Raw genomic sequence first — 17,593 nt, forward strand, 5'->3', positions numbered from 1 at the left:
AAGGCGCATCCCACGTGCGCAGGACTACAACTTTGAGGTAACAAACACGCTGTTCGTCAACCGGCGCACCACGGAATCATCACAACTCCCCAGACTTGGGCGCTAAGGGTTAACGCGGATCATCACGACTCCGTGGCTCGGCACTTGCGCCGTGTAGTTCGCAGCGAACTTACCCATGTCCTTCTTCGCCCACAGGTCGCGAACCGTCGCCATAACCGTCGGGGGGTAGCCGATGTCGGCCCAGTCTGCGGAGATTGACGCTGTCGCCGCTCCGCGGTTCAGCAGGATCACCGCACGCCCACCATCCGCGAGCTGTTTCGACCACACCTCGAGATCGCCGCTCTTCCTCACCCGATGTCCCTGGATACCCAGGGGATCCTGGTCCACCGCGATCACTTCCTTGTTCAGCAGGATCTGCTTCGTATCGGCGGACATGTTTGCGATGTCGTTGCCCGCCAGCAGCGGAGCGGCCAGCAGCGCCCACAGGCTGAAGTGTGACCGATTCTCCTCTGTGGTCATACCGCCGTTGCCAACCTCCAGCATATCCGGGTCGTTCCAGTGGCCCGGCCCTGCGTAGGAGTAGATAGGATCGAGCTGGTCGATGATCTGAACGACGCCATTGCCGCCCCAGTCTTTCTTGCAGTTCCAGCAATCCTGAATGTCGCCGGTCGAACGCCACATATTGCCCACCGGGCCAGCCCAGAGCCAGGGCTTGTTCGAGCCCCACTCGCACAACGAAAAGAGGATCGGGTGGCCCGTCTTCTTTGCCGCATCAGCGAGCGCGTCGCGCATCAGCGTGTAGGAGGACTCGGCGCTTTGACCGGGCAGGGTGCTGCACCAGTCTTCCTTCAGGTAGTCGACGCCCCACTTCGCATACTGCAGCGCATCCTGATACTCGTGACCGATACTACCCGGCCGCTTCGCGCAGGTCAGGGTGCCCGCGTCGCTGTAGAGCCCGAACTTCAGGCCCTTCGAGTGAACATAGTCCGCAAGCGCCTTGATGCCCGAGGGAAAGTGGACCGCATCAACGACGATGTTGCCGTCAGCATCGCGCGAACTCTGCCAGCAGTCGTCGAGGTTCACATACTGGTAGCCGGCGTCCTTCATGCCGTTGCTCACCATCGTGTCCGCCGTCTCGCGGACGACCTTCTCATTCAGACCGTCGCAGGCGAACTTGTTCCAGCTATTCCAGCCCATCGGCGGCGTCCTCGCCAGGCCGTTATCCAGGGCCCGCGTGGGCGAGGGCATGAAAAGGATTACAAACGCGGCAACAAAAAGAACGACTTTCGAGAAGAGGCGGAACGCTTGCATAATGACCCCGGATGAAAGATTGGCAGCTCATTTCTGATCGGGCGGAGTTCGGTTCACGAAACTCTACTCTCGAACAGAGGTCACCATACTAAGTTGTCTGGCCCCCATTCGACAATCAGGTGGTTCTACCACTCCTCTATGTCGTTCTTCTGGACGATCTTGGGCTGCCTGCCCTGTCGGCCGCCCAGCAGCCAGTCCAACCGTGTCCGAACATCTTTATCTCGCGCCTCGCCCTCAATCCGCCCGATCACGACTCCGTGATCGTCCAGAATCAACGTCGCCGGCACTAGGACACCCAGATCAAGCTGCTTCAACGTCTCCGCAGTCGCGCCCTTCCAGACGGGGATACTGAACGAGCGCTGGGCTACCACGCCAGGAATCTTCGCTTGTGTGTCCGCGTCGTCCAGCGCGATCGCGACGAACGTGACGCCCTTGGTCGCATACCCATCCGCTAGATTCTGTAGTCGCAGCATCTCCTCGCGACAGGGGCCACACCATGTCGCCCAGAAGTTCAGCACCGCGACGTGACCGTCCAATTCAGCAAGGCTATGCGTCGAGCCATCGAGCGCAACATATTTCGCCTCAAGTTGTCCACTTCCTTCGGCCAGCGCGACTTCTGAGCCTGCAAGGAACAAGATCGACGACAAGACAACGGCAGCAAGGATCTTCATAAGGCAATCTATCTCTTTCAGGTGGTGCAACGAAACTCTACCTGTGGCGGCGTGCTCCTGGCATCCACACAAGGGTGGATACGAGTATCTGCCTTCATACCGATGCCCCTCTTCCGCCCACTCGCCTACGATCTGGGATCATGAAAAATAGAGTTTTCCCCTTACTTCGAGGCCTTCCGCGCACCACACGCTTCTGCTGACCATCCTCTGCGCCGGAGCGTCGACCAGCTTCGCACACGCACAGGGATGCCTGGCTGCACATACCAGCCAGCCCGTTATCTCCGCCCTTACCGACGACGGCCACGGCGGCTTCAACCGTAGCGGACTGCACGGCCTTACTGTGAAGTGGACTGGCGTTCCTTCAGTTCCTTCCGCCACTTCACCGGCGAAGTAGAGGAGACGCAGCGCGCAATCCTCAACACCCAGATTAAAACCCACCAGAATATCTACGAGATCAGCGCCTCCTATCAATTGACTCCTCGGTGCTCGGTCAGCGCCTTTGTCCCGGTTCTAGAGTCCACGCGGAACCAGAAGTATCCGCCGACCGGCGTCTACGACATCGCCGGCATCGGCGACATGATCGTGGGCGCACAAGCCTGGGTTCTGCGGCCACCGGCCGAGAACGGCGGCAACATCGCTCTCAGCGTCGGGTTGAAGCTGCCCACCGGCCTCTCAAACGGCATGGGCACGGGCACGCTCAAGGGAGTCACGCAGAAGTACGTCGCCGACCAGTCCATCCAGCCCGGCGACGGAACCTGGGGCTTCACCCTCTGCACGCAGGCCTACAAGACGACCTACTTCCGGACCACGGCCTACTTCCAGGGCTCGTGGCTCTTCAACCCCGCAGACACCAGCGGTGTGCCTACCTTCCGCTCGCAGCCTGGGGAAGGAATCATGTCCGCGACCGACCAGTACCTGTTCCGAGGCGGTCTCTCGCGCCACGTCCCCGAGGTTCGTGGCCTTGCCGCCAGCTTCGGCGGACGCATGGAAGGCATCCCGGTCCGCGACGCCTTCGGCAAGAGCGACGGCTTCCGCCGACCCGGCTACATCATCTCCATCGACCCCGGCATCCAGTACGCCTACCGCCATTCGATCCTCTCCGTGAACGGGCCGTGGGCGATTCAACGCAACCGCCGAGCTTCCGTCACCGATCTCGCCAACGGGACACATGGCGACGCCGCCTTCGCGGACTACGCGGTCATCGTCGGACTCACGCACTCGTTCTAAACCAGCCCAAAACGAAACAAAAACTCCCCGTAAAGCTCCGGCTTTGCGGGGAGTTTTACATAAAGATTACGTTCGAAGTACACACGACTTAATGTTCCACGTGGAACATTCGCTATGTTCCACGGCCAAATTCACGTAGTGGCACATCCTTGGAGTCGCGAAAAGTGCCATATCTCCAGGGTTTAAGCCCTTTGTGACGAGTTGGCCCCAACCGCAAGCAACTTCTCGTAGCAGAAAAATCGCAATCCTGGCCGAAACTCCAACCCGATCTCGCCGGAGAGATCGTACCCCAACTTTGGCATCAATCGCTGCATCACCTGGTTGTGTGTATTCGTGTCCGCGCGGACCCGGTCGATCCCCTTCCCTTCGGCGACAATCTCGGCCTGCTGCATCAAGGCAATCGCCACCCCACGTCCCTGGAACGCCGGATCTACCGCCAGTCGGTGCACCACAATCGCCGGAACCTCAATGTCCCATCCGGCCTGTACGTACTCTGGCGACTGCTCGGTGGTCAGAGCAATGACACCCGCTAGGCTGCCATCAATATCCGCGACCCATAGCTGCGATAGCGCAATGTCCGCGTCAAACACCGCTGGATTCGGATAGATATCGTCCCATTGCAGATTGCCGGAGGCGCGCATCAACGGCACCACGGCACGGACAATCTGCATGATCGCGGGAACGTCGCCGGGCTGGGCAAGCCGAATCTTCATCGCTCGTCCTTCTCGCTCGCCTCAAGCGTCATCGTCATAAAGACATCGGCGCGCGAATAGTGCATATCTGGAAGGCTATCAGGCGGCACGTGCTGAAAACCGAGCGATTCGTAGAGGTGCACTGCATTCTTCAGCCTGCTGCTGCTGCCGAGGAAGAGCGACGTCGCCCCCCGCTGACGCGCCTGCGCAATCGTATATTCGAGCAGCTTCCGCCCTATGCCAAGACCACGCATCTTCGGTGCTACCGCCATCTTCGATAGCTCATAGACACCATCGTTCATAGGAATCAGCGCTACGCAGCCAACCACCTCGTCCTCCGCCCGGACGAAGTAGATCTGGCCGCCCTTCGCCAGGATCATGTTCTCCGGATCGCCCAGCGTGGCCTTATCTTTGGCTTCAAGAACAAAGAATCGCGTGATCCACTCCTCGTTCAGGGTACGAAAAGGGGTTGCATCCTCGCCAGTCTTCAGCGGTCGTATGTTGATCTGCGGCGTTGCCGTCTGCACTGCTTCGAACTCGCCTACCGTCTGCATGGTGCTTACCTCGTAGACAAATCTTCTCCGATCCAAAACCTAACGTCCAATATCTTGTTCAGCACGATTATGATCTTTCAGATATGGATCAGAACATCGAGCTTCGCCACCTCCGCTACTTCGTAGCCGTCGCCGAAGAGCTTCACTTCGGGCGCGCAGCCGAGCGGCTCCATCTTTCGCAGCCGCCGCTCTCGCAACAGATCCGAAACCTCGAAGAGAGCCTGGGATATCCCCTCTTCAAGCGCACATCGCGTTCCGTCGCGCTGACGACGGCAGGTGACGCCTTTCTATTGCGGGCCCGGCGGACGCTCCGCAATCTCGAGCGCGACATCGAGGACACCCGCAGCATCGGCCGCGGAGAGGTCGGTGCGCTCAACGTGGGCTTCGTCGGATCAGGCATGCTGGTCATGCTGCCCTCCATCTTCAAGACCTATCGCGAGGCCTACCCGAAGGTCCACCTGCGACTGCACGAATCGTTCACCTCCCGCGTCGTGGAAGGCCTTGAAAACGGTTCGCTCGATGTAGGGATACTTCGCGACAGCGACCCAACGGAAGGTCTGCAGATCAAGACGATCCTCACCGAGCCCTATGTCGCTGTGCTTCCTCGCAACCACCGCTGCGCCGCGCAGAAGAGCATCTCGCCAGCGATGCTGCGCGATGAGCCCTTCGTCCACTATCCACGCAGCGCCGGAGCGCGCGCCTTCGACAAGCCGCTGAAGATCTTCGAGAGCTATGGATTTCAGCCGCGCATCGCGCAGGAGGCCTCGCACTGGCTTACGATCCTGCGCCTGATTGGCGCAGGCTTCGGCGTCTCGGTCGCTCCCGCGTGCGTCCGCCAGATCGCATCGCCGGAGGTCGTCTGCCTGCCGTTGCGGGGCGTGAAGGAGACGAGCCAGATAGAACTAACGTGGCTCGTCGGAGAGTCACGACCAATCGTTGAAGCCTTCGCCCAAATTGCGGCTGGCCAGACCGGTTGATTACAACCGCTGAGGTTACATAATCCGGAAGCGCTCTCGCATCAGCCGCTGAAACCGTGGCTTCCAGATCAGCTCATAGGCGAGCTCCTTGCCCGGGAACATGGCGAGGGCTGCCTTTTTGGTGTCGGCGATCATCTGCGAGGCATCATCGATGGTGAGTGATGCGTCCTGCGCAATGACCTGCATCACCATGCTCATCATCATCTGCATACGGCGGATGAGCTTCTGCTCTTCCTGCTGCTCCGCTATCTGCTCCGGGGTAGGCAAGGCTGCGCTCGCCACAATCGCTGCTTCAGGGCTTCTCGTCTCGTATGCCATGTCTATGTCTATCCCCCGGTCGTCATTTTGTGATGCCTGCGGTTAGATGGAGCTGTTCGCAATTCGATTCATGCTGCCCTGCAGCCCTTACGGCCCTGACTCAATCTCGCGAATTCCGCCGTCGCTCGTCAAGAGAAATTGCGTAAGGCCGAACCTATCTGTGCGATAGACGCGAGTGTGCGCCTGCGCCAATCTTTCGATTACTTCCGGCCGGGGATGGCCAAACGTGTTGCCCTTCCCCACGGAGATCACCGCAATCTGCGGATGGGCGGCGGCAAAGAACTCCGGTGTGGTGGAGGTCCTGCTGCCATGGTGCCCCACCTTGAGAAGGGTCACGGGATGCACCTCGCCAGCCACCAACATCGCGCGCTCGCTCGGAGCTTCGGCGTCGCCCTCCAGCAGAACCGAGGCCTGACCGTAGTCCGCACGCAGGACCAGCGAGTCATCGTTCACCGGTGCGCCTGGATTGCGATAGGCGGGCGCAGGCGCCAGCACGCTGAACCCTATGCCTCCAAACATCCTTGTATCTCCTGCGTGCAGATGGACGATCGCGATGCCCAGGTCACGAGCTTCGTTCAGCAGCGAAGCGTACGCTCCTGAATCGGGATCGACGCCAACCCAAAGCTCATGCGGACGGAAGTTACGCAGCACGGCGGCCATACCGCCCATGTGGTCGCTGTGCGCATGCGTCAGAGCGACTACATCGAGACGGCGCATCCTCCGTGACCACAGGTAAGACGAGACGACGTCCTCTCCCACATCGAACTTGGTGTTGAGCGCAGCGTTCTCTCCGCGCCCGACGGGGCCTCCCGCATCGACCAACATCGTTCGGCCTTCGGGGCTGACGAGCAGCAGCGAGTCGCCCTGTCCCACATCGATCGCTGTGACCTCGAGGTCATGCGGCGTGAAGATGACAGGCTCGGGCCATAGCACCACAACCGCAATCAAGGGCAGCAGGGCGCCAGTCAGTGTCGCCAACGTCTGCGATCGTCGTACCAGCCAGCAGAGCGTGAGCCAGCACGGTACAGCAAGAGCGAAGACCCACGGCGAAGGGCCAGGGATACGCCAATCCGAGGCGTGCAGCCGACTGATGTGGCCGATCACTCCAGTGATGGAATGCAGCAGCAAGGCGGTCATCGAGGCGGGAATCGCGGCTAGCCAAGGGTTTATAAGCGAAGCAAGGAACGTCATAACGCCCATCGGCGCAAGTACGGCTACGAGCGGAATGCTGAGGACATTTGCGGGGAGCGCGAAGATGGTAGCGCGATGGAAGTAGGTGGCCATGGGCAGGACCATCACCATCTCCGCGACCACGCCGATCAAGAGCAGTTCGAGCAGCCATAGCGAGCACCGGACCAGCGCGGCCGACGCGCACAGGCCCACACCACCCAGCAGAGGCTCAAGGTGCTCTCCCCAGATGCGCAGGCGGATGCGGAACTCGGCTAATCGCGGATGCATGCCGAGGTCGAGCCATAGATGATCGAGATTCCGCGCGGCCCGCGCATAGGGGAGGAAGCTCCACTCGCCCAATGGGATCGCTATACCGCCAATCGCGACGATGACAAGAAACGTCATCTGGAAGCTTGCTTCGAAGAGAGCCGATGGTGACAAGACCAACACTGCCAAAGCCGCTGCTCCGAGCGAGTTCATCACGTTGCGGTCGCGGTTCAGCAGACGCGCGATGAGGAAGATGGAAGACATCAGCAGTGCTCGCTGTACCGGAGCTCCGAAGCCCGTCAGTAAGGCGTACAGCGCCGTGATCACGATGGTGCTGGAAGTGGCCGCTACCTGCGGAACGCGGAGCCTTCGGCAGAGATAGAACAAGGCTCCGGCCAACAAGGCCACATGCATCCCTGAGACGACGAAGAGATGGAACGAGCCGGTGCGCTCGAAGCCGAGACGCAGCGTGTGGCTAAGCCGGTCGCGGTCTCCGAAGAGCATTGCATTGAGCATGCCGGCGTCGTCGGCGCTCAGGCGAAGCGTTTTGGGCAAGTGCGCGTTGGCGTGGGAGTCGACGTAGGCCATGAGCCTGACAGATGCCCATCGCTGTGCGGCGTAGAGTCTGCAGCGGATCGTGCCTGCGTGGTGATCGTGAGTGGTCGTCAGAAGGCGCGCGGCAGGCAGCGTCGATGTCGCGCCAATGCCCTGCGCAGCGAGGTAATCGACATACTGCCACGCGCCCGGATCTCGGTAGCGCTCTGGCGTGCGAAGACGAAGAGTCGCCTCAACGGCATCGCCGCAGCGAAGAGTTATCGGGGTGGAATCACCGGCAAGATTGATACGGATACCGCCGTTCACGGGCACCATTCGCGAGAGGTCTGGGGTGATCTCTTCCACTTCATCGACTGCAAGATCGATCGCGAGGTGACTGCCAGGCTCCTTTTCGTCATCGGCAACCTGCACGGGAAGTTCGCGGACACGGACGATATGCCCTCGAACCATGCGCTGCAGACCATCGGCATAGTGCACAAGCTCTGCCTGGGGCGAGGGCGCGGGCTGTATCTCCGCAGACCAGAAGCCGACGGTCAGCCAGAGCGACAAGGCGGGAAGCACCGCGATCCTTGTCTCCGTTCGAGCCGCATATAGCGCGAGCGCCGTCAGGATCAGCGTCCACGCCAACAACATCACGACAGGCCGCCACGCTCCTGCGTGATGAGCCATCCCATCGCCCCCGCCAAATGCCAAAGCGGCTGCCATCAGCGGCGCTCTGCGAAAGCGGAGAGGCTCAACGACAGGGCCAGCGCCCGGCCAGTGCGAAGGATCAGTGCTGCCCTTCAGAAAACTCTTCAGAAAAGCTCCGTAGGAAAGCTGAAGATTTTGCCCGATGGCCCAGTTGGTACTCGTGCTGGCGATCAATGTAACAGCTTTTGCCGTGCGCTAGCGGCGGAGGACGGAGACGGTCTCCATGTGGAAGGTCTGGGGAAACATATCGACCAGATTGAGCTCGACGAGTTTGTAGCCGTCGCCGGTGAGTTGCTTCAGGTCGCGCGCGAGGGTGACCGGATCGCATGACACGTAGACGATCTCCGGGCAGCGCACCCGTGCCAACAGAGCGCAGACCTCGGCACCGACGCCGGCGCGAGGGGGGTCCATCACGATTAGGTCTGGGCGTTCGCGTTGGATCACAGCGGCCTGGAGGAATTCGAGGGTCGTCATCGCTACGGCGCGATGCTTCTTGCCCTTCAGAGCCGCCGCTAGATCAGTCGCCGCGGGTTGGCCTGCCTCGACCGCGACTACAGTTTCAAACGTTGATGCCAAAGCCCGAGAGAAGAGGCCCACGCCCGCGTATAGGTCCCAAGCAAGCGCGCCTTTGCGTTCGCCGACAGCGAGGCGCAATAGCTGCGCAACCACGTGACGATTCACCTGGAAGAAAGCGCCACGACTTACCCAGTGACGGTCGTTACCAACCCTATAGAGGATGCCCGGCGTGCCCCACTGTGGCCCCGATTTTGCATGTTCCGCTCTACGGCCTTGCGGTGAAGGATTCTTGGGTAGCAGCGCTACGCCCGCCCCTTCAAGTTGCGGAATAGACTTTTGCAGCGCCTTGCAGAAAGCTCCAAATCCAGCCGCAGGCGGTCTTCGCGTAAACAAGACAAGCTGGAGCGCGCTTTCGTCGTCGTTGGTGAAAAACTCGAGTTCCACCGCCGCAGCAAGCCATCCCCGGACCGCGGCGTCTGTCTTTGCGAGTGCGACCACAGCTTCGGCGGCCCGCCACAAAATCGGCGATGCAATCGAGCACATCGTCACCGGGAGCATCGCCTCTCCGCCCGACGATCCGGCGCGGTTATAGCCTACGCGCAACTCGCCATCTACCTCTCCTACGCGAAGCCGTATGCGATTTCGATAGTGCCAAGGATCGCCGGAATGCACTTCGATCTTCGGCAACTCCGTGATTCCAGCTGCAGCGAAGGTCTCCAGAAGGATCGCCCGCTTAATCTCTAATTGGGCGGGATAATTTGCGTGCTGATAGTGACAGCCACCGCAGGCACCAAAGTGAACGCACTCTGGAGCGACACGATCTGGCGATGCCTCGATCACGTTCGGGAACGCGCCTGCTTCAGGCTGCCCTAACTCTTCGGGCAACACGAAGGGCAGCGTCTCTCCGCTCTCCGCGACGCCGTTGCCACCGTAGATCATCTTCTCGATGCGCAGGGTTTTCATTATTCGTGGCTCATGTAGAAGAGGCTCAGTCGCGGCAGTTTGTAGTGCTCCAACAGCCGCTTCTGCAGGAACTGCTGCTGCACCTGCTTGATCTGCACAGCCTGCATCTTGCCCTTGTAGGGAGCAAGCTCGCGGGCGGCCTGTTCGCGCAGGGCGACGAGTTGCTCTTCGGAGGCAGCCGTCATCAAGGCTGCGAAGAGTTTCTCTTCAAGGACGCTCAGGGTGCGGTCAAGCTCTTCAAGCGATTGCGGTTCGCCGGGCGCAGCACTCAACTCGCGTAGCCGCGACGCCACATCGCGCGCGGTCGTATCGGCAGGCGCGGGCAGCGTTACAGCCTCAATCTTCACGGCATTTGAGTTCAGATATCGCGCCACACGTTCTCCCTCGAAGCCGCTCTCCTGCTCGTCGTTCCTGGCTGCGACGGAAGACCCGATCGCCGCCTCCTTCGCCTGCTCGACGGCCTCCATCACTGCCTGCGCGCACCATGCCAGGCCGTTCACCTTGCGTGTCCGTGCTCCAGCACGTGCTGTCTTCGCATCGTGCTTGTCGAAGGCGTTATCGATGCCGCGCAGCACCGCTTCCAGCGGAACGCCTGCTTCGCGCCACGTCTCAATCAGCGCCCAATCCAGCGTCGATAGCATCAGTAAGGAGCCGCGCCTTTGCTGGAAACGCTCCTCGATCTCGGTGAAGTAGTTAAAGTAGTTCTGCATGAAGGCCCAAGCTACAGTCTACCGGGCATGGCCGAAGTTAGCGCTTCGCCTTCAGGTTCCGCTGATACACAATCCGTAGCCCGGTCAGCGTGAGCATGTCGTCCACCGTAGTAATGTGCTTCGAGCCGCTCGCGATGAGCTTCGCCAGACCGCCCGTCGCGACGACCTTGGTCTCTGCGCCAAGCTCGGCGATCATCCGCTCGAGGATGCCGTCGACCAGGCCGATGTAGCCGTAGTAGAGGCCGATCTGCATGTTGTCGACCGTGTTCGTCCCGATCACCTTGGCCGGACGTTTGATGTCCACCCTCGGCAGCCGCGCGGCCCTTGCAAAGAGAGCATCGGCCGAAATGCGAAGCCCCGGCGCGATGGCGCCGCCGAGAAACTCGCCCTTCTTCGAGATGACATCGAAGGTGGTCGCGGTACCCATATCCACTACGATCGTCGGGCCGCCGAATTTGTCGAAGGCGGCCACGCAGTTCACGATCCTGTCCGCGCCAACCTCTGACGGATTGTCTGTCAGGATGGGCAGGCCGGTCTTGATGCCCGGTTCGATGAAGATCGCCTTCACGTGGAAGTAGACTGTGCAAACCTCCTTCAGGATGGGGTCGAGCGGAGGCACCACGCTCGAGACCACGATGCCATCGACGACCGACATCTCGAGCTTGGCCAGCGCAAACAAGTTTGCGAGGATTACGCCGCATTCGGAGGCAGTCTGGTTCACCGGCGTGGTGATGCGCCAGTCAGCGACCAGCTTCGCTGGTTCGGCCGTGAGGTCGTAGAGGCCGATCACCGTGTTCGAATTGCCAGCGTCGATTGCGAGCAGCATAGCTCTTACTCCGGTCGCACGCCGCCCGAAAGGACGGTGTGGCGCTTTCCATCGTCGCCCTCGACCAGCAAAAATCCCTTGCGGTCGAGCCCGACGGTCTCGCCAGTATAGCCGCCGTCCTCATCTACCCGAACCCGCATTCCCTGCACCCACGAGGACGCCCCCGCGAACCGATCCAGCAGCGGCGTTCCGCGTGGAGCGTCGTGCAGCTCCGCTTCAAGCAGTGTGATCTCAGCATCGAGCGCCAGCAGCAGATTCACCAGCAACATCTCGCGTGAAGCCGGCGCGCCACTCTCGATTCGCAGCGAAGTCGCCAGCGGCGCAAGCTCGGGCGGAAACGCATCGTGGTTCACGTTGATGCCGATGCCGATGACCGCATAGCGCAGCCGCGCTGGGGTTCCCGGATGCGTGCCCGTCTCCACCAGGATGCCGCCGCACTTCTTCTGCCCAATCAATAGATCGTTGGGCCAGCGGATGTCCGCGTGAACGCTGGTCGTTTCGTGGATGGCCCGTTGCGCTGCAAGGCCCGTCGCCAGCGACAGCCATAGCGCCTCCTTAAGCCCCATCTCTGGTCTCACGATGGCGCTTAAGTACAGCCCGTTTCCGGCAGCGGAGTGCCAGGAATGCCCACCTCGCCCTCGTCCCGCCGTCTGCTCGTCGGCGACATAGACGGCGCCGTCCTCAGCGCCTGCATTCGCCGCTTCGACCGCGCGAATGTTGGTCGAGTCGATGGTGGCGAAGTGTGTGAGTTTGTTGCTGAATCGCGTATTTGCAACCGCTTGGGTTACATGATTGAGATCGAAGGAATTCATGGGTGGTTTGTGATTACACAGTTAGAGCAGGGTTTCGTTTTCCCACCCATGCGATAAGACCGCATGGATGGGGCACCCTGAGAGGCGTGGTTGAGTTAGAAGGTGGATTGATCGACGGTGATCCGCATGCTCAGGTCGACGGCTACTGCGGAGTGCGTCAGCGCGCCCACGGAGATGAAGTCAACCCCTGCCGCCGCATACGCGGGTACCGTCTTCAGGTTCATGTTGCCGGAGGCCTCAATCGGGATCGCTGGCAGCGACGCACGAATCTGCTTGACTGCCTTCTTCACCGCGGCGGGCGTCATGTTGTCGAGCAGGATCGACTCTGCGCCGCCTGCAATCGCCTCATCAAGTTCCTGCTGCGATCGCACCTCCACCTGCACCATCTGCCCGGTCTTGCGGCCCTTCAGCGCTGCAGCCAGCGCTGCGGGTAGCCCGCCGCCCAGGGAGATGTGATTGTTCTTGATCAGAATGCCGTCCTGCAGATTGAGGCGGTGATTCACGCCGCCGCCGCAGACGACCGCGTACTTGTCGAGAACGCGCAGGCCGGGAATGGTCTTGCGGGTGTCGAGGATCCGCGTCTTCGCTTTCGTCTTGGCGATCGCCTTCACGTACTCATCCGTGATGGTGGCAATACCGCTCATCCGCTGCATCAGGTTCAGGATGACGCGCTCGCAGGACAGGATCGCCGCAGCATTGTGGCGAATCACAGCCAACTGCTGCCCTTTCTTCACGCGTACGCCATCGAAGATCTCTGGATGCGAGATGATCTCGAACCGTCCGGGGGGGGTGGCGGACATCTTCGCGAACGCCTCGAAGAAGATCGGGATGCAGCCCAGTCCGGAAACGATGCAAGCCTGTTTTGCGATGATGGTACCGGTCGCCCGGAGCCGGGGTGGAACCGTCAGCGCGGTGGTTACGTCGTTTGCTGCCTTGTCTTCCGCGAGCGCGCTATCGATGATGGCGCGGACTCGCTTGCTCTTCCAGTCCATACCCTCAATCCTAAACCCGTCGACGGGGTTGGGCGCATCTCAGTGTATGTGAACCGCTTCCATAAGGACAAAGCATGACTCTCTCCCACCAGTTCGCGTACCTGATCCTTCTTGCCCTGCCCATTGCCTGTGTGTCCTGGACGGTAACCCACGAGGAGGTCTTCCGTGAGCCGCGCGAATTTTGTAAGAACCGCAGCCAAGCCTGCCGGAAGCTGGTCGAGAGAAAATTCTTCTATCTCTTTACCTGCGAGTACTGCTTCAGCCACTACGTCACAGCCCTGGTGCTGCTCATCACGCGGTTCACTCTGCTCTATGACGGCTGGCGCGGCTACGTGCTCGCGGAGTTCGCGCTCGTCTGGCTTGCGAATGTGTATATGAGCTTCTTCAACCGGCTTCGGCTTGATATCAAGCACGAGAATGTTTCCATTGCCGTGGAACAGGCCGAAGTGCAGCAGAGTTCCCTGCTGGTGAAGTGATTGCCGGAACCGTATAGGCTTGTGGCAGGCCTATGAAACAAATGCCAGCAAGGATGGTGCTCGACGGAGGCTCTGCCACCGAGCTCGAGCGCAAGGGATACGACGTCAGCGGAACGCTCTGGTCAGCGCGAGCGTTGATCGATGCTCCGGATCTGGTGCGCGCCGTCCACCTGGACTATCTCGCGGCAGGGGCGGATTGCATCTCCACCGCAAGCTATCAGCTCTCGTTCGCAGGGATGCAGGAGGCTGGGTTCTCGGCCACGGAGCCGGTCGCTGCACTGAGGCAGTCGGTGCTGCTGGCTCGGGAGGCTTGCGCTATCTCTGCGCAGACGACTGGCCGCCATGCGGTGGTCGCAGCATCGCTTGGAGCCTACGGCGCAAGCCTGCACAACGGTTCGGAGTACCACGGCAACTATGCCTGCACGTTTCAGGAGTTGGTCGACTTCCATCGTTCGCGGATCGAAGTGCTCGCGGCCATGGGAGACGGCGGAGCGGACATCCTCGCCTTTGAGACCATCCCGTCGCTTGAGGAGGCGCGGGCGATTCTTGTTGCGTTGGAAGGCAATCCGTCGCTGCCTGGCTGGATCGCCTTTACCTGCCGCAATGGCAGCGAGGTTGCCCACGGCGAACCGATCGCCGAATGCGCTGCGCTCCTGGATACGCATCCGCAGATAGCAGCCATGGGTCTGAACTGCACCTCGCCATCGCTGGTGATCTCCCTGCTCGATGAACTTCGCAGCCAGACCGCGAAGCCGCTGGTGGTCTATCCCAACTCGGGCCAGGTCTGGGACGCGGAGGAACGATGCTGGCTCGGCGACGGCGATCTCAGCTTCAGCGAGATGATCGGCTCGTGGCTCGACCACGGGGCTGGCTGGGTGGGAGGCTGCTGTGGCACCGGACCCGCGCATATTGCGGAGATCCGGCGCGTCATGGATGCGGGTTGAGATTGCCTACGCGGGTGGCAGAGCTTCGAGCGCGGCCTTTGTCTTGTCGTACAGCATCCGCGTCTCGGCAGACTGCTTCCGCAGGCCTTCCACGATATGAGCGGGTGCCTTGGCCATGAAGGCATCGTTGGTCAACTGACGGTCGGCAGCGGCGATTCCCTTCTCGTACTTGGCTAGATCTTTGGTGAGGCGTTCGCGTTCTGCGGGTACGTCGATCTGTCGCTCGTAGACGACGGCCACATCGAAGTTGCCCGTTGAGCGAGTGCCGTCGCCGGTAAGCGCGGCTTCGGCCAGTTCGACGCCACTGACACGAGCCAACTTGGCCAGCATGTCGGCGTTCGATTGCGCGAGAGCGCCCACTTCGGCGGTCGCGTGGACGCGGATTGTGGTCGCTTCCTTTTCGGGAACTCCCATCTCCTTGCGCAGACCACGCACAGCGACGATCAGCTCCTGAACGATCTCCATGGAGCGGACTGCGGCAGCATCTTCCGGATAGCTCTCTGCCTGGGGGAACCGCGTCAATGCGATGGATTTCGCTGGCGGTGCATCGTTGTACAGGGCATGCCAGATCTCTTCCGTGATGAACGGCATGAACGGTGAAAGCAGGCGCAGCGCGGACTCGAAGACAGAGGTGAAGGCTTGCAGCGACGTGAGCGCCTCGGTATTGTCCGCGCCTGCTTCGAAGTTCAGGCGGAGCTTGATGATCTCGAGATACCAGTCGCAAAGTTCGCCCCAGAAGAACTGGTAGACCGCGCTGGCGGCCTCGTCGAAGCGGTAGTCGGCTAGCGACTTGTTGACTTCGGCGGCGGTGGTGCCCAGGCGCGAGAGAATCCAGCGGGTTTCGAGAGGGAGCTTTGTCGATCCAGCCCACATCTCAGAGTCGAGATGCGGGGCACCCGGATTTGTGGCCAGGCCAGCTTCCTTCGCCCGCTCGATGTTCATGAAGAGGAAGCGGGCGGCGTTCCAGATCTTGTTGGCGAAGGCGCGGTTGCCTTCGGTGCGAGCCTCGGAGAAGGCGATGTCCGTGCCGGGCGAGGCCATGCTTGCGAGCGTGAAACGCACCGCGTCCGTGCCGAACTTCGTGATGACCTCGATGGGGTCGACCACGTTGCCCTTGGTCTTCGACATCTTCTGGCGGTCGGCGTCGCGTACCAAAGCGTGGATGTAGACCTCGCGGAACGGGACCGCATCGGCAAGTGTGCGTTGCGATCCATCGGGCATGGGCACATCGAGCATGAAGTGACTGCCGAGCATGATCATGCGCGCCACCCAGAAGAAGAGGATGTCGAAGCCGGTGACGAGGAGTTGCGTGGGGTAGAACGCGGCGAGGTCAGGGGTTAGGGTGGGTGCACCCGTCGCCGCATGGGCGTTCGGCCAGCCGAAGACGGTGAACGGCAGCAGGCCCGACGAGAACCAGGTGTCGAGAACGTCGGTCTCCTGTGTGATCTCGCTCGAGCCGCAGTGTTCGCACATGGTCGGCGTGTCGCGGGCTACCGTGATCTTCGCGCAGATGGCGCAGTGCCACGCCGGGATGCGATGTCCCCACCAGAGCTGGCGCGAGATGCACCAGTCGTAGATGTTCTTCATCCACTCGTCGTAGGTCTTGCGGTACTGGTCGGGGGTGAACTTAATGTGTCCCTGCTCGACCGCGGCGATGGCCTTGGCGGCAATGCTCTCGCCGCCTGCAGCGGGAGTCTTGTTCACCGCGACAAACCATTGCAGCGAAAGGCGCGGCTCGATCACGTCCTTGGTGCGGTCGCAGAGACCAATGGAGTTGTTGTGGTCCTTCACGCCGACGAGCAGGCCGAACTCTTCGAGATCAGCGACGATCTTCTTTCGTGCCTCGTAGCGGTCGAGGCCGTGGTACGGCGATCCGGGCAGGTCGATGTGCGCGGTCGTGTCCATTATGTTGATGTTCGGCAGTGAATGCCTCTGACCGATGGCGAAGTCGTTGGGATCGTGCGCAGGGGTCACCTTCACGGCACCGGTGCCGAACTCCGGCTTCGCCCAGTCGTCGGCGAGCACAGGAATCTCGCGGCCCACCAGCGGAAGCTTCAGCATCTTGCCAATCAACGCGGTGTAACGCTCGTCGGTCGGGTTGACGGCGACGGCAACGTCACCCAGCATCGTCTCGGGACGGGTCGTCGCAATGACAATAGATCCGCTGCCATCGGCCAGCGGATAGCGAATCTCGTACAGCCTACCCAACTGCTCTTCGTGAACCACTTCGAGGTCGGAAATCGCCGTCTGGCATCCCGGGCACCAGTTCACGATGTAGGCTCCGCGATAGATCAGGCCCTGCTCATAGAGTCGGACGAAGGCCTCCTTCACCGCGACCGAGAGCCGGTCGTCCATGGTGAAGTACTCGCGGCTCCAGTCGACGGTTGAGCCGAGGCGCTTCATCTGGTCGAGAATCGCGCCGCCGTAAAGTTGCTTCCATTGCCAGACGCGGGCCTCAAAGCCCTCGCGGCCCAGCGCCTGCCGCGTTGTGCCTTCGGCCTTCAACTGACGCTCCACCATCATTTGCGTGGCGATGCCAGCGTGGTCGGTGCCTGGCACCCACAGCGCGGTATCGCCCAGCATGCGGTGCCAGCGGGTCAGGATGTCCATCTCCGTCTGGTTCAGCATGTGGCCGATGTGCAGACGACCGGTGACGTTGGGCGGCGGCAGAAGCTGTGTGAACTTCCTTCCCTGTTCTTCCGTACCTGCTTCAGGCGTGGCTACGTCGAACAGGCGCTCGTTCACCCAGTAGTCGGCCCAGCGCTGTTCGATGACGGAGGGGTCGTAGGCTTTCGGTAACGCTTCTTTTACTTCACTCTGCGGTGTGTCGGTCTTATCGGTACTCATGAGATTTAAGGGTAGCAGGTCAACCCAGGCAGCGCGGAGATCGTCCTTTATCTGAGACAGAGGCCTCCTTCGCCG

Annotated in this window: 16 protein-coding genes; 4 read left to right on the forward strand and 12 right to left on the reverse strand. The window is 61.0% G+C overall.

The annotated features are described in order from the left end of the window. Positions 1–102: 102 nt before the first annotated feature. Complete coding sequence (locus OHL18_RS13735; protein ID WP_263375413.1) at positions 103–1,248, reverse strand: alpha-galactosidase; 1,146 nt, start codon at positions 1,246–1,248, stop codon at positions 103–105. A 188-nt stretch (positions 1,249–1,436) separates the two neighbouring features. Beyond that, complete coding sequence (locus tag OHL18_RS13740) at positions 1,437–1,982, reverse strand: TlpA family protein disulfide reductase (RefSeq protein WP_263375414.1); 546 nt, start codon at positions 1,980–1,982, stop codon at positions 1,437–1,439. A gap of 345 nt (positions 1,983–2,327) precedes the next feature. On the opposite strand from OHL18_RS13740, the gene OHL18_RS13745 reads away from it, so the two are divergent. After that, positions 2,328–3,209 carry a hypothetical protein gene (locus OHL18_RS13745; protein ID WP_263375415.1) on the forward strand — a complete coding sequence of 294 codons (882 nt, stop codon included), beginning with the start codon at positions 2,328–2,330 and terminating at the stop codon, positions 3,207–3,209. Between the two features lie 182 nt (positions 3,210–3,391). Here the strand turns inward: OHL18_RS13745 and OHL18_RS13750 are convergent, their stop codons facing one another. Then, positions 3,392–3,922: a GNAT family N-acetyltransferase gene (locus tag OHL18_RS13750; protein ID WP_263375416.1), complete on the reverse strand. Its 531-nt coding sequence runs from the start codon at positions 3,920–3,922 to the stop codon at positions 3,392–3,394. Continuing rightward, complete coding sequence (locus OHL18_RS13755; RefSeq protein ID WP_263375417.1) at positions 3,919–4,455, reverse strand: GNAT family N-acetyltransferase; 537 nt, start codon at positions 4,453–4,455, stop codon at positions 3,919–3,921. The genes OHL18_RS13750 and OHL18_RS13755 overlap by 4 nt, the downstream gene beginning before the upstream one ends. Before the next feature lie 83 nt (positions 4,456–4,538). On the opposite strand from OHL18_RS13755, the gene OHL18_RS13760 reads away from it, so the two are divergent. Next, entirely contained in the window at positions 4,539–5,432 is an 894-nt protein-coding gene (locus OHL18_RS13760) for a LysR substrate-binding domain-containing protein (protein ID WP_263375418.1), read from the forward strand. A gap of 15 nt (positions 5,433–5,447) precedes the next feature. Here the strand turns inward: OHL18_RS13760 and OHL18_RS13765 are convergent, their stop codons facing one another. The 7 genes from OHL18_RS13765 to nadC form a co-directional block, all read right to left on the reverse strand. Further along, positions 5,448–5,750, reverse strand: a complete 303-nt coding sequence (locus OHL18_RS13765) for a hypothetical protein (protein WP_263375419.1) — start codon at positions 5,748–5,750, stop codon at positions 5,448–5,450. Positions 5,751–5,837: 87 nt separating this feature from the next. Then, a complete protein-coding gene (locus OHL18_RS13770) occupies positions 5,838–8,447 on the reverse strand; it encodes a ComEC/Rec2 family competence protein (protein ID WP_263375420.1) in 2,610 nt (869 codons plus the stop codon). 180 nt (positions 8,448–8,627) lie between these two features. Continuing rightward, complete coding sequence (locus OHL18_RS13775) at positions 8,628–9,911, reverse strand: class I SAM-dependent RNA methyltransferase (RefSeq protein WP_263375421.1); 1,284 nt, start codon at positions 9,909–9,911, stop codon at positions 8,628–8,630. Further along, the gene (locus OHL18_RS13780) at positions 9,911–10,621 is read right to left on the reverse strand and encodes a hypothetical protein (RefSeq protein WP_263375422.1); all 711 of its coding nucleotides are present in this window, start codon (positions 10,619–10,621) and stop codon (positions 9,911–9,913) included. Before OHL18_RS13780 ends, OHL18_RS13775 begins: the two co-directional genes overlap by 1 nt. 37 nt (positions 10,622–10,658) lie before the next feature. Continuing rightward, positions 10,659–11,447 (reverse strand): type III pantothenate kinase, encoded by a 789-nt coding sequence (locus OHL18_RS13785; protein WP_263375423.1) that lies wholly within the window; start codon positions 11,445–11,447, stop codon positions 10,659–10,661. A gap of 5 nt (positions 11,448–11,452) precedes the next feature. Next, entirely contained in the window at positions 11,453–12,259 is an 807-nt protein-coding gene (locus tag OHL18_RS13790) for a biotin--[acetyl-CoA-carboxylase] ligase (RefSeq protein WP_263375424.1), read from the reverse strand. A 95-nt stretch (positions 12,260–12,354) separates the two neighbouring features. Then, the gene (gene nadC / locus OHL18_RS13795; protein WP_263375425.1) at positions 12,355–13,251 is read right to left on the reverse strand and encodes a carboxylating nicotinate-nucleotide diphosphorylase; all 897 of its coding nucleotides are present in this window, start codon (positions 13,249–13,251) and stop codon (positions 12,355–12,357) included. A 74-nt stretch (positions 13,252–13,325) separates the two neighbouring features. Between nadC and OHL18_RS13800 the strand changes: the two genes are divergently transcribed. Both OHL18_RS13800 and mmuM read left to right on the forward strand, forming a co-directional pair. Next, positions 13,326–13,727 (forward strand): hypothetical protein, encoded by a 402-nt coding sequence (locus OHL18_RS13800; RefSeq protein WP_263375426.1) that lies wholly within the window; start codon positions 13,326–13,328, stop codon positions 13,725–13,727. A 41-nt stretch (positions 13,728–13,768) separates the two neighbouring features. After that, positions 13,769–14,671: a homocysteine S-methyltransferase gene (gene mmuM, locus OHL18_RS13805; protein ID WP_263375427.1), complete on the forward strand. Its 903-nt coding sequence runs from the start codon at positions 13,769–13,771 to the stop codon at positions 14,669–14,671. A 6-nt stretch (positions 14,672–14,677) separates the two neighbouring features. Here the strand turns inward: mmuM and OHL18_RS13810 are convergent, their stop codons facing one another. Further along, on the reverse strand, positions 14,678–17,518 hold the full coding sequence (locus OHL18_RS13810; protein WP_263375428.1) for a valine--tRNA ligase: 2,841 nt from the start codon (positions 17,516–17,518) through the stop codon (positions 14,678–14,680). Positions 17,519–17,593: the final 75 nt, after the last annotated feature.

The organism is Granulicella aggregans, from assembly GCF_025685565.1.
GTDB lineage: Bacteria > Acidobacteriota > Terriglobia > Terriglobales > Acidobacteriaceae > Edaphobacter > Edaphobacter aggregans_B.

Coding starts and splice junctions, on each gene's coding strand:
- OHL18_RS13735 (WP_263375413.1), bottom strand. CDS start 1,248: ATGCCCTCGCCCACGCGGGCCCTGGATAACGGCCTGGCGAGGACGCCG.
- OHL18_RS13740 (WP_263375414.1), bottom strand. CDS start 1,982: ATGAAGATCCTTGCTGCCGTTGTCTTGTCGTCGATCTTGTTCCTTGCA.
- OHL18_RS13750 (WP_263375416.1), bottom strand. CDS start 3,922: ATGAAGATTCGGCTTGCCCAGCCCGGCGACGTTCCCGCGATCATGCAG.
- OHL18_RS13755 (WP_263375417.1), bottom strand. CDS start 4,455: ATGCAGACGGTAGGCGAGTTCGAAGCAGTGCAGACGGCAACGCCGCAG.
- OHL18_RS13760 (WP_263375418.1), top strand. CDS start 4,539: ATGGATCAGAACATCGAGCTTCGCCACCTCCGCTACTTCGTAGCCGTC.
- OHL18_RS13765 (WP_263375419.1), bottom strand. CDS start 5,750: ATGGCATACGAGACGAGAAGCCCTGAAGCAGCGATTGTGGCGAGCGCA.
- OHL18_RS13770 (WP_263375420.1), bottom strand. CDS start 8,447: ATGGCAGCCGCTTTGGCATTTGGCGGGGGCGATGGGATGGCTCATCAC.
- OHL18_RS13775 (WP_263375421.1), bottom strand. CDS start 9,911: ATGAAAACCCTGCGCATCGAGAAGATGATCTACGGTGGCAACGGCGTC.
- OHL18_RS13780 (WP_263375422.1), bottom strand. CDS start 10,621: ATGCAGAACTACTTTAACTACTTCACCGAGATCGAGGAGCGTTTCCAG.
- OHL18_RS13785 (WP_263375423.1), bottom strand. CDS start 11,447: ATGCTGCTCGCAATCGACGCTGGCAATTCGAACACGGTGATCGGCCTC.
- OHL18_RS13790 (WP_263375424.1), bottom strand. CDS start 12,259: ATGAATTCCTTCGATCTCAATCATGTAACCCAAGCGGTTGCAAATACG.
- nadC (WP_263375425.1), bottom strand. CDS start 13,251: ATGGACTGGAAGAGCAAGCGAGTCCGCGCCATCATCGATAGCGCGCTC.
- OHL18_RS13800 (WP_263375426.1), top strand. CDS start 13,326: ATGACTCTCTCCCACCAGTTCGCGTACCTGATCCTTCTTGCCCTGCCC.
- mmuM (WP_263375427.1), top strand. CDS start 13,769: ATGCCAGCAAGGATGGTGCTCGACGGAGGCTCTGCCACCGAGCTCGAG.
- OHL18_RS13810 (WP_263375428.1), bottom strand. CDS start 17,518: ATGAGTACCGATAAGACCGACACACCGCAGAGTGAAGTAAAAGAAGCG.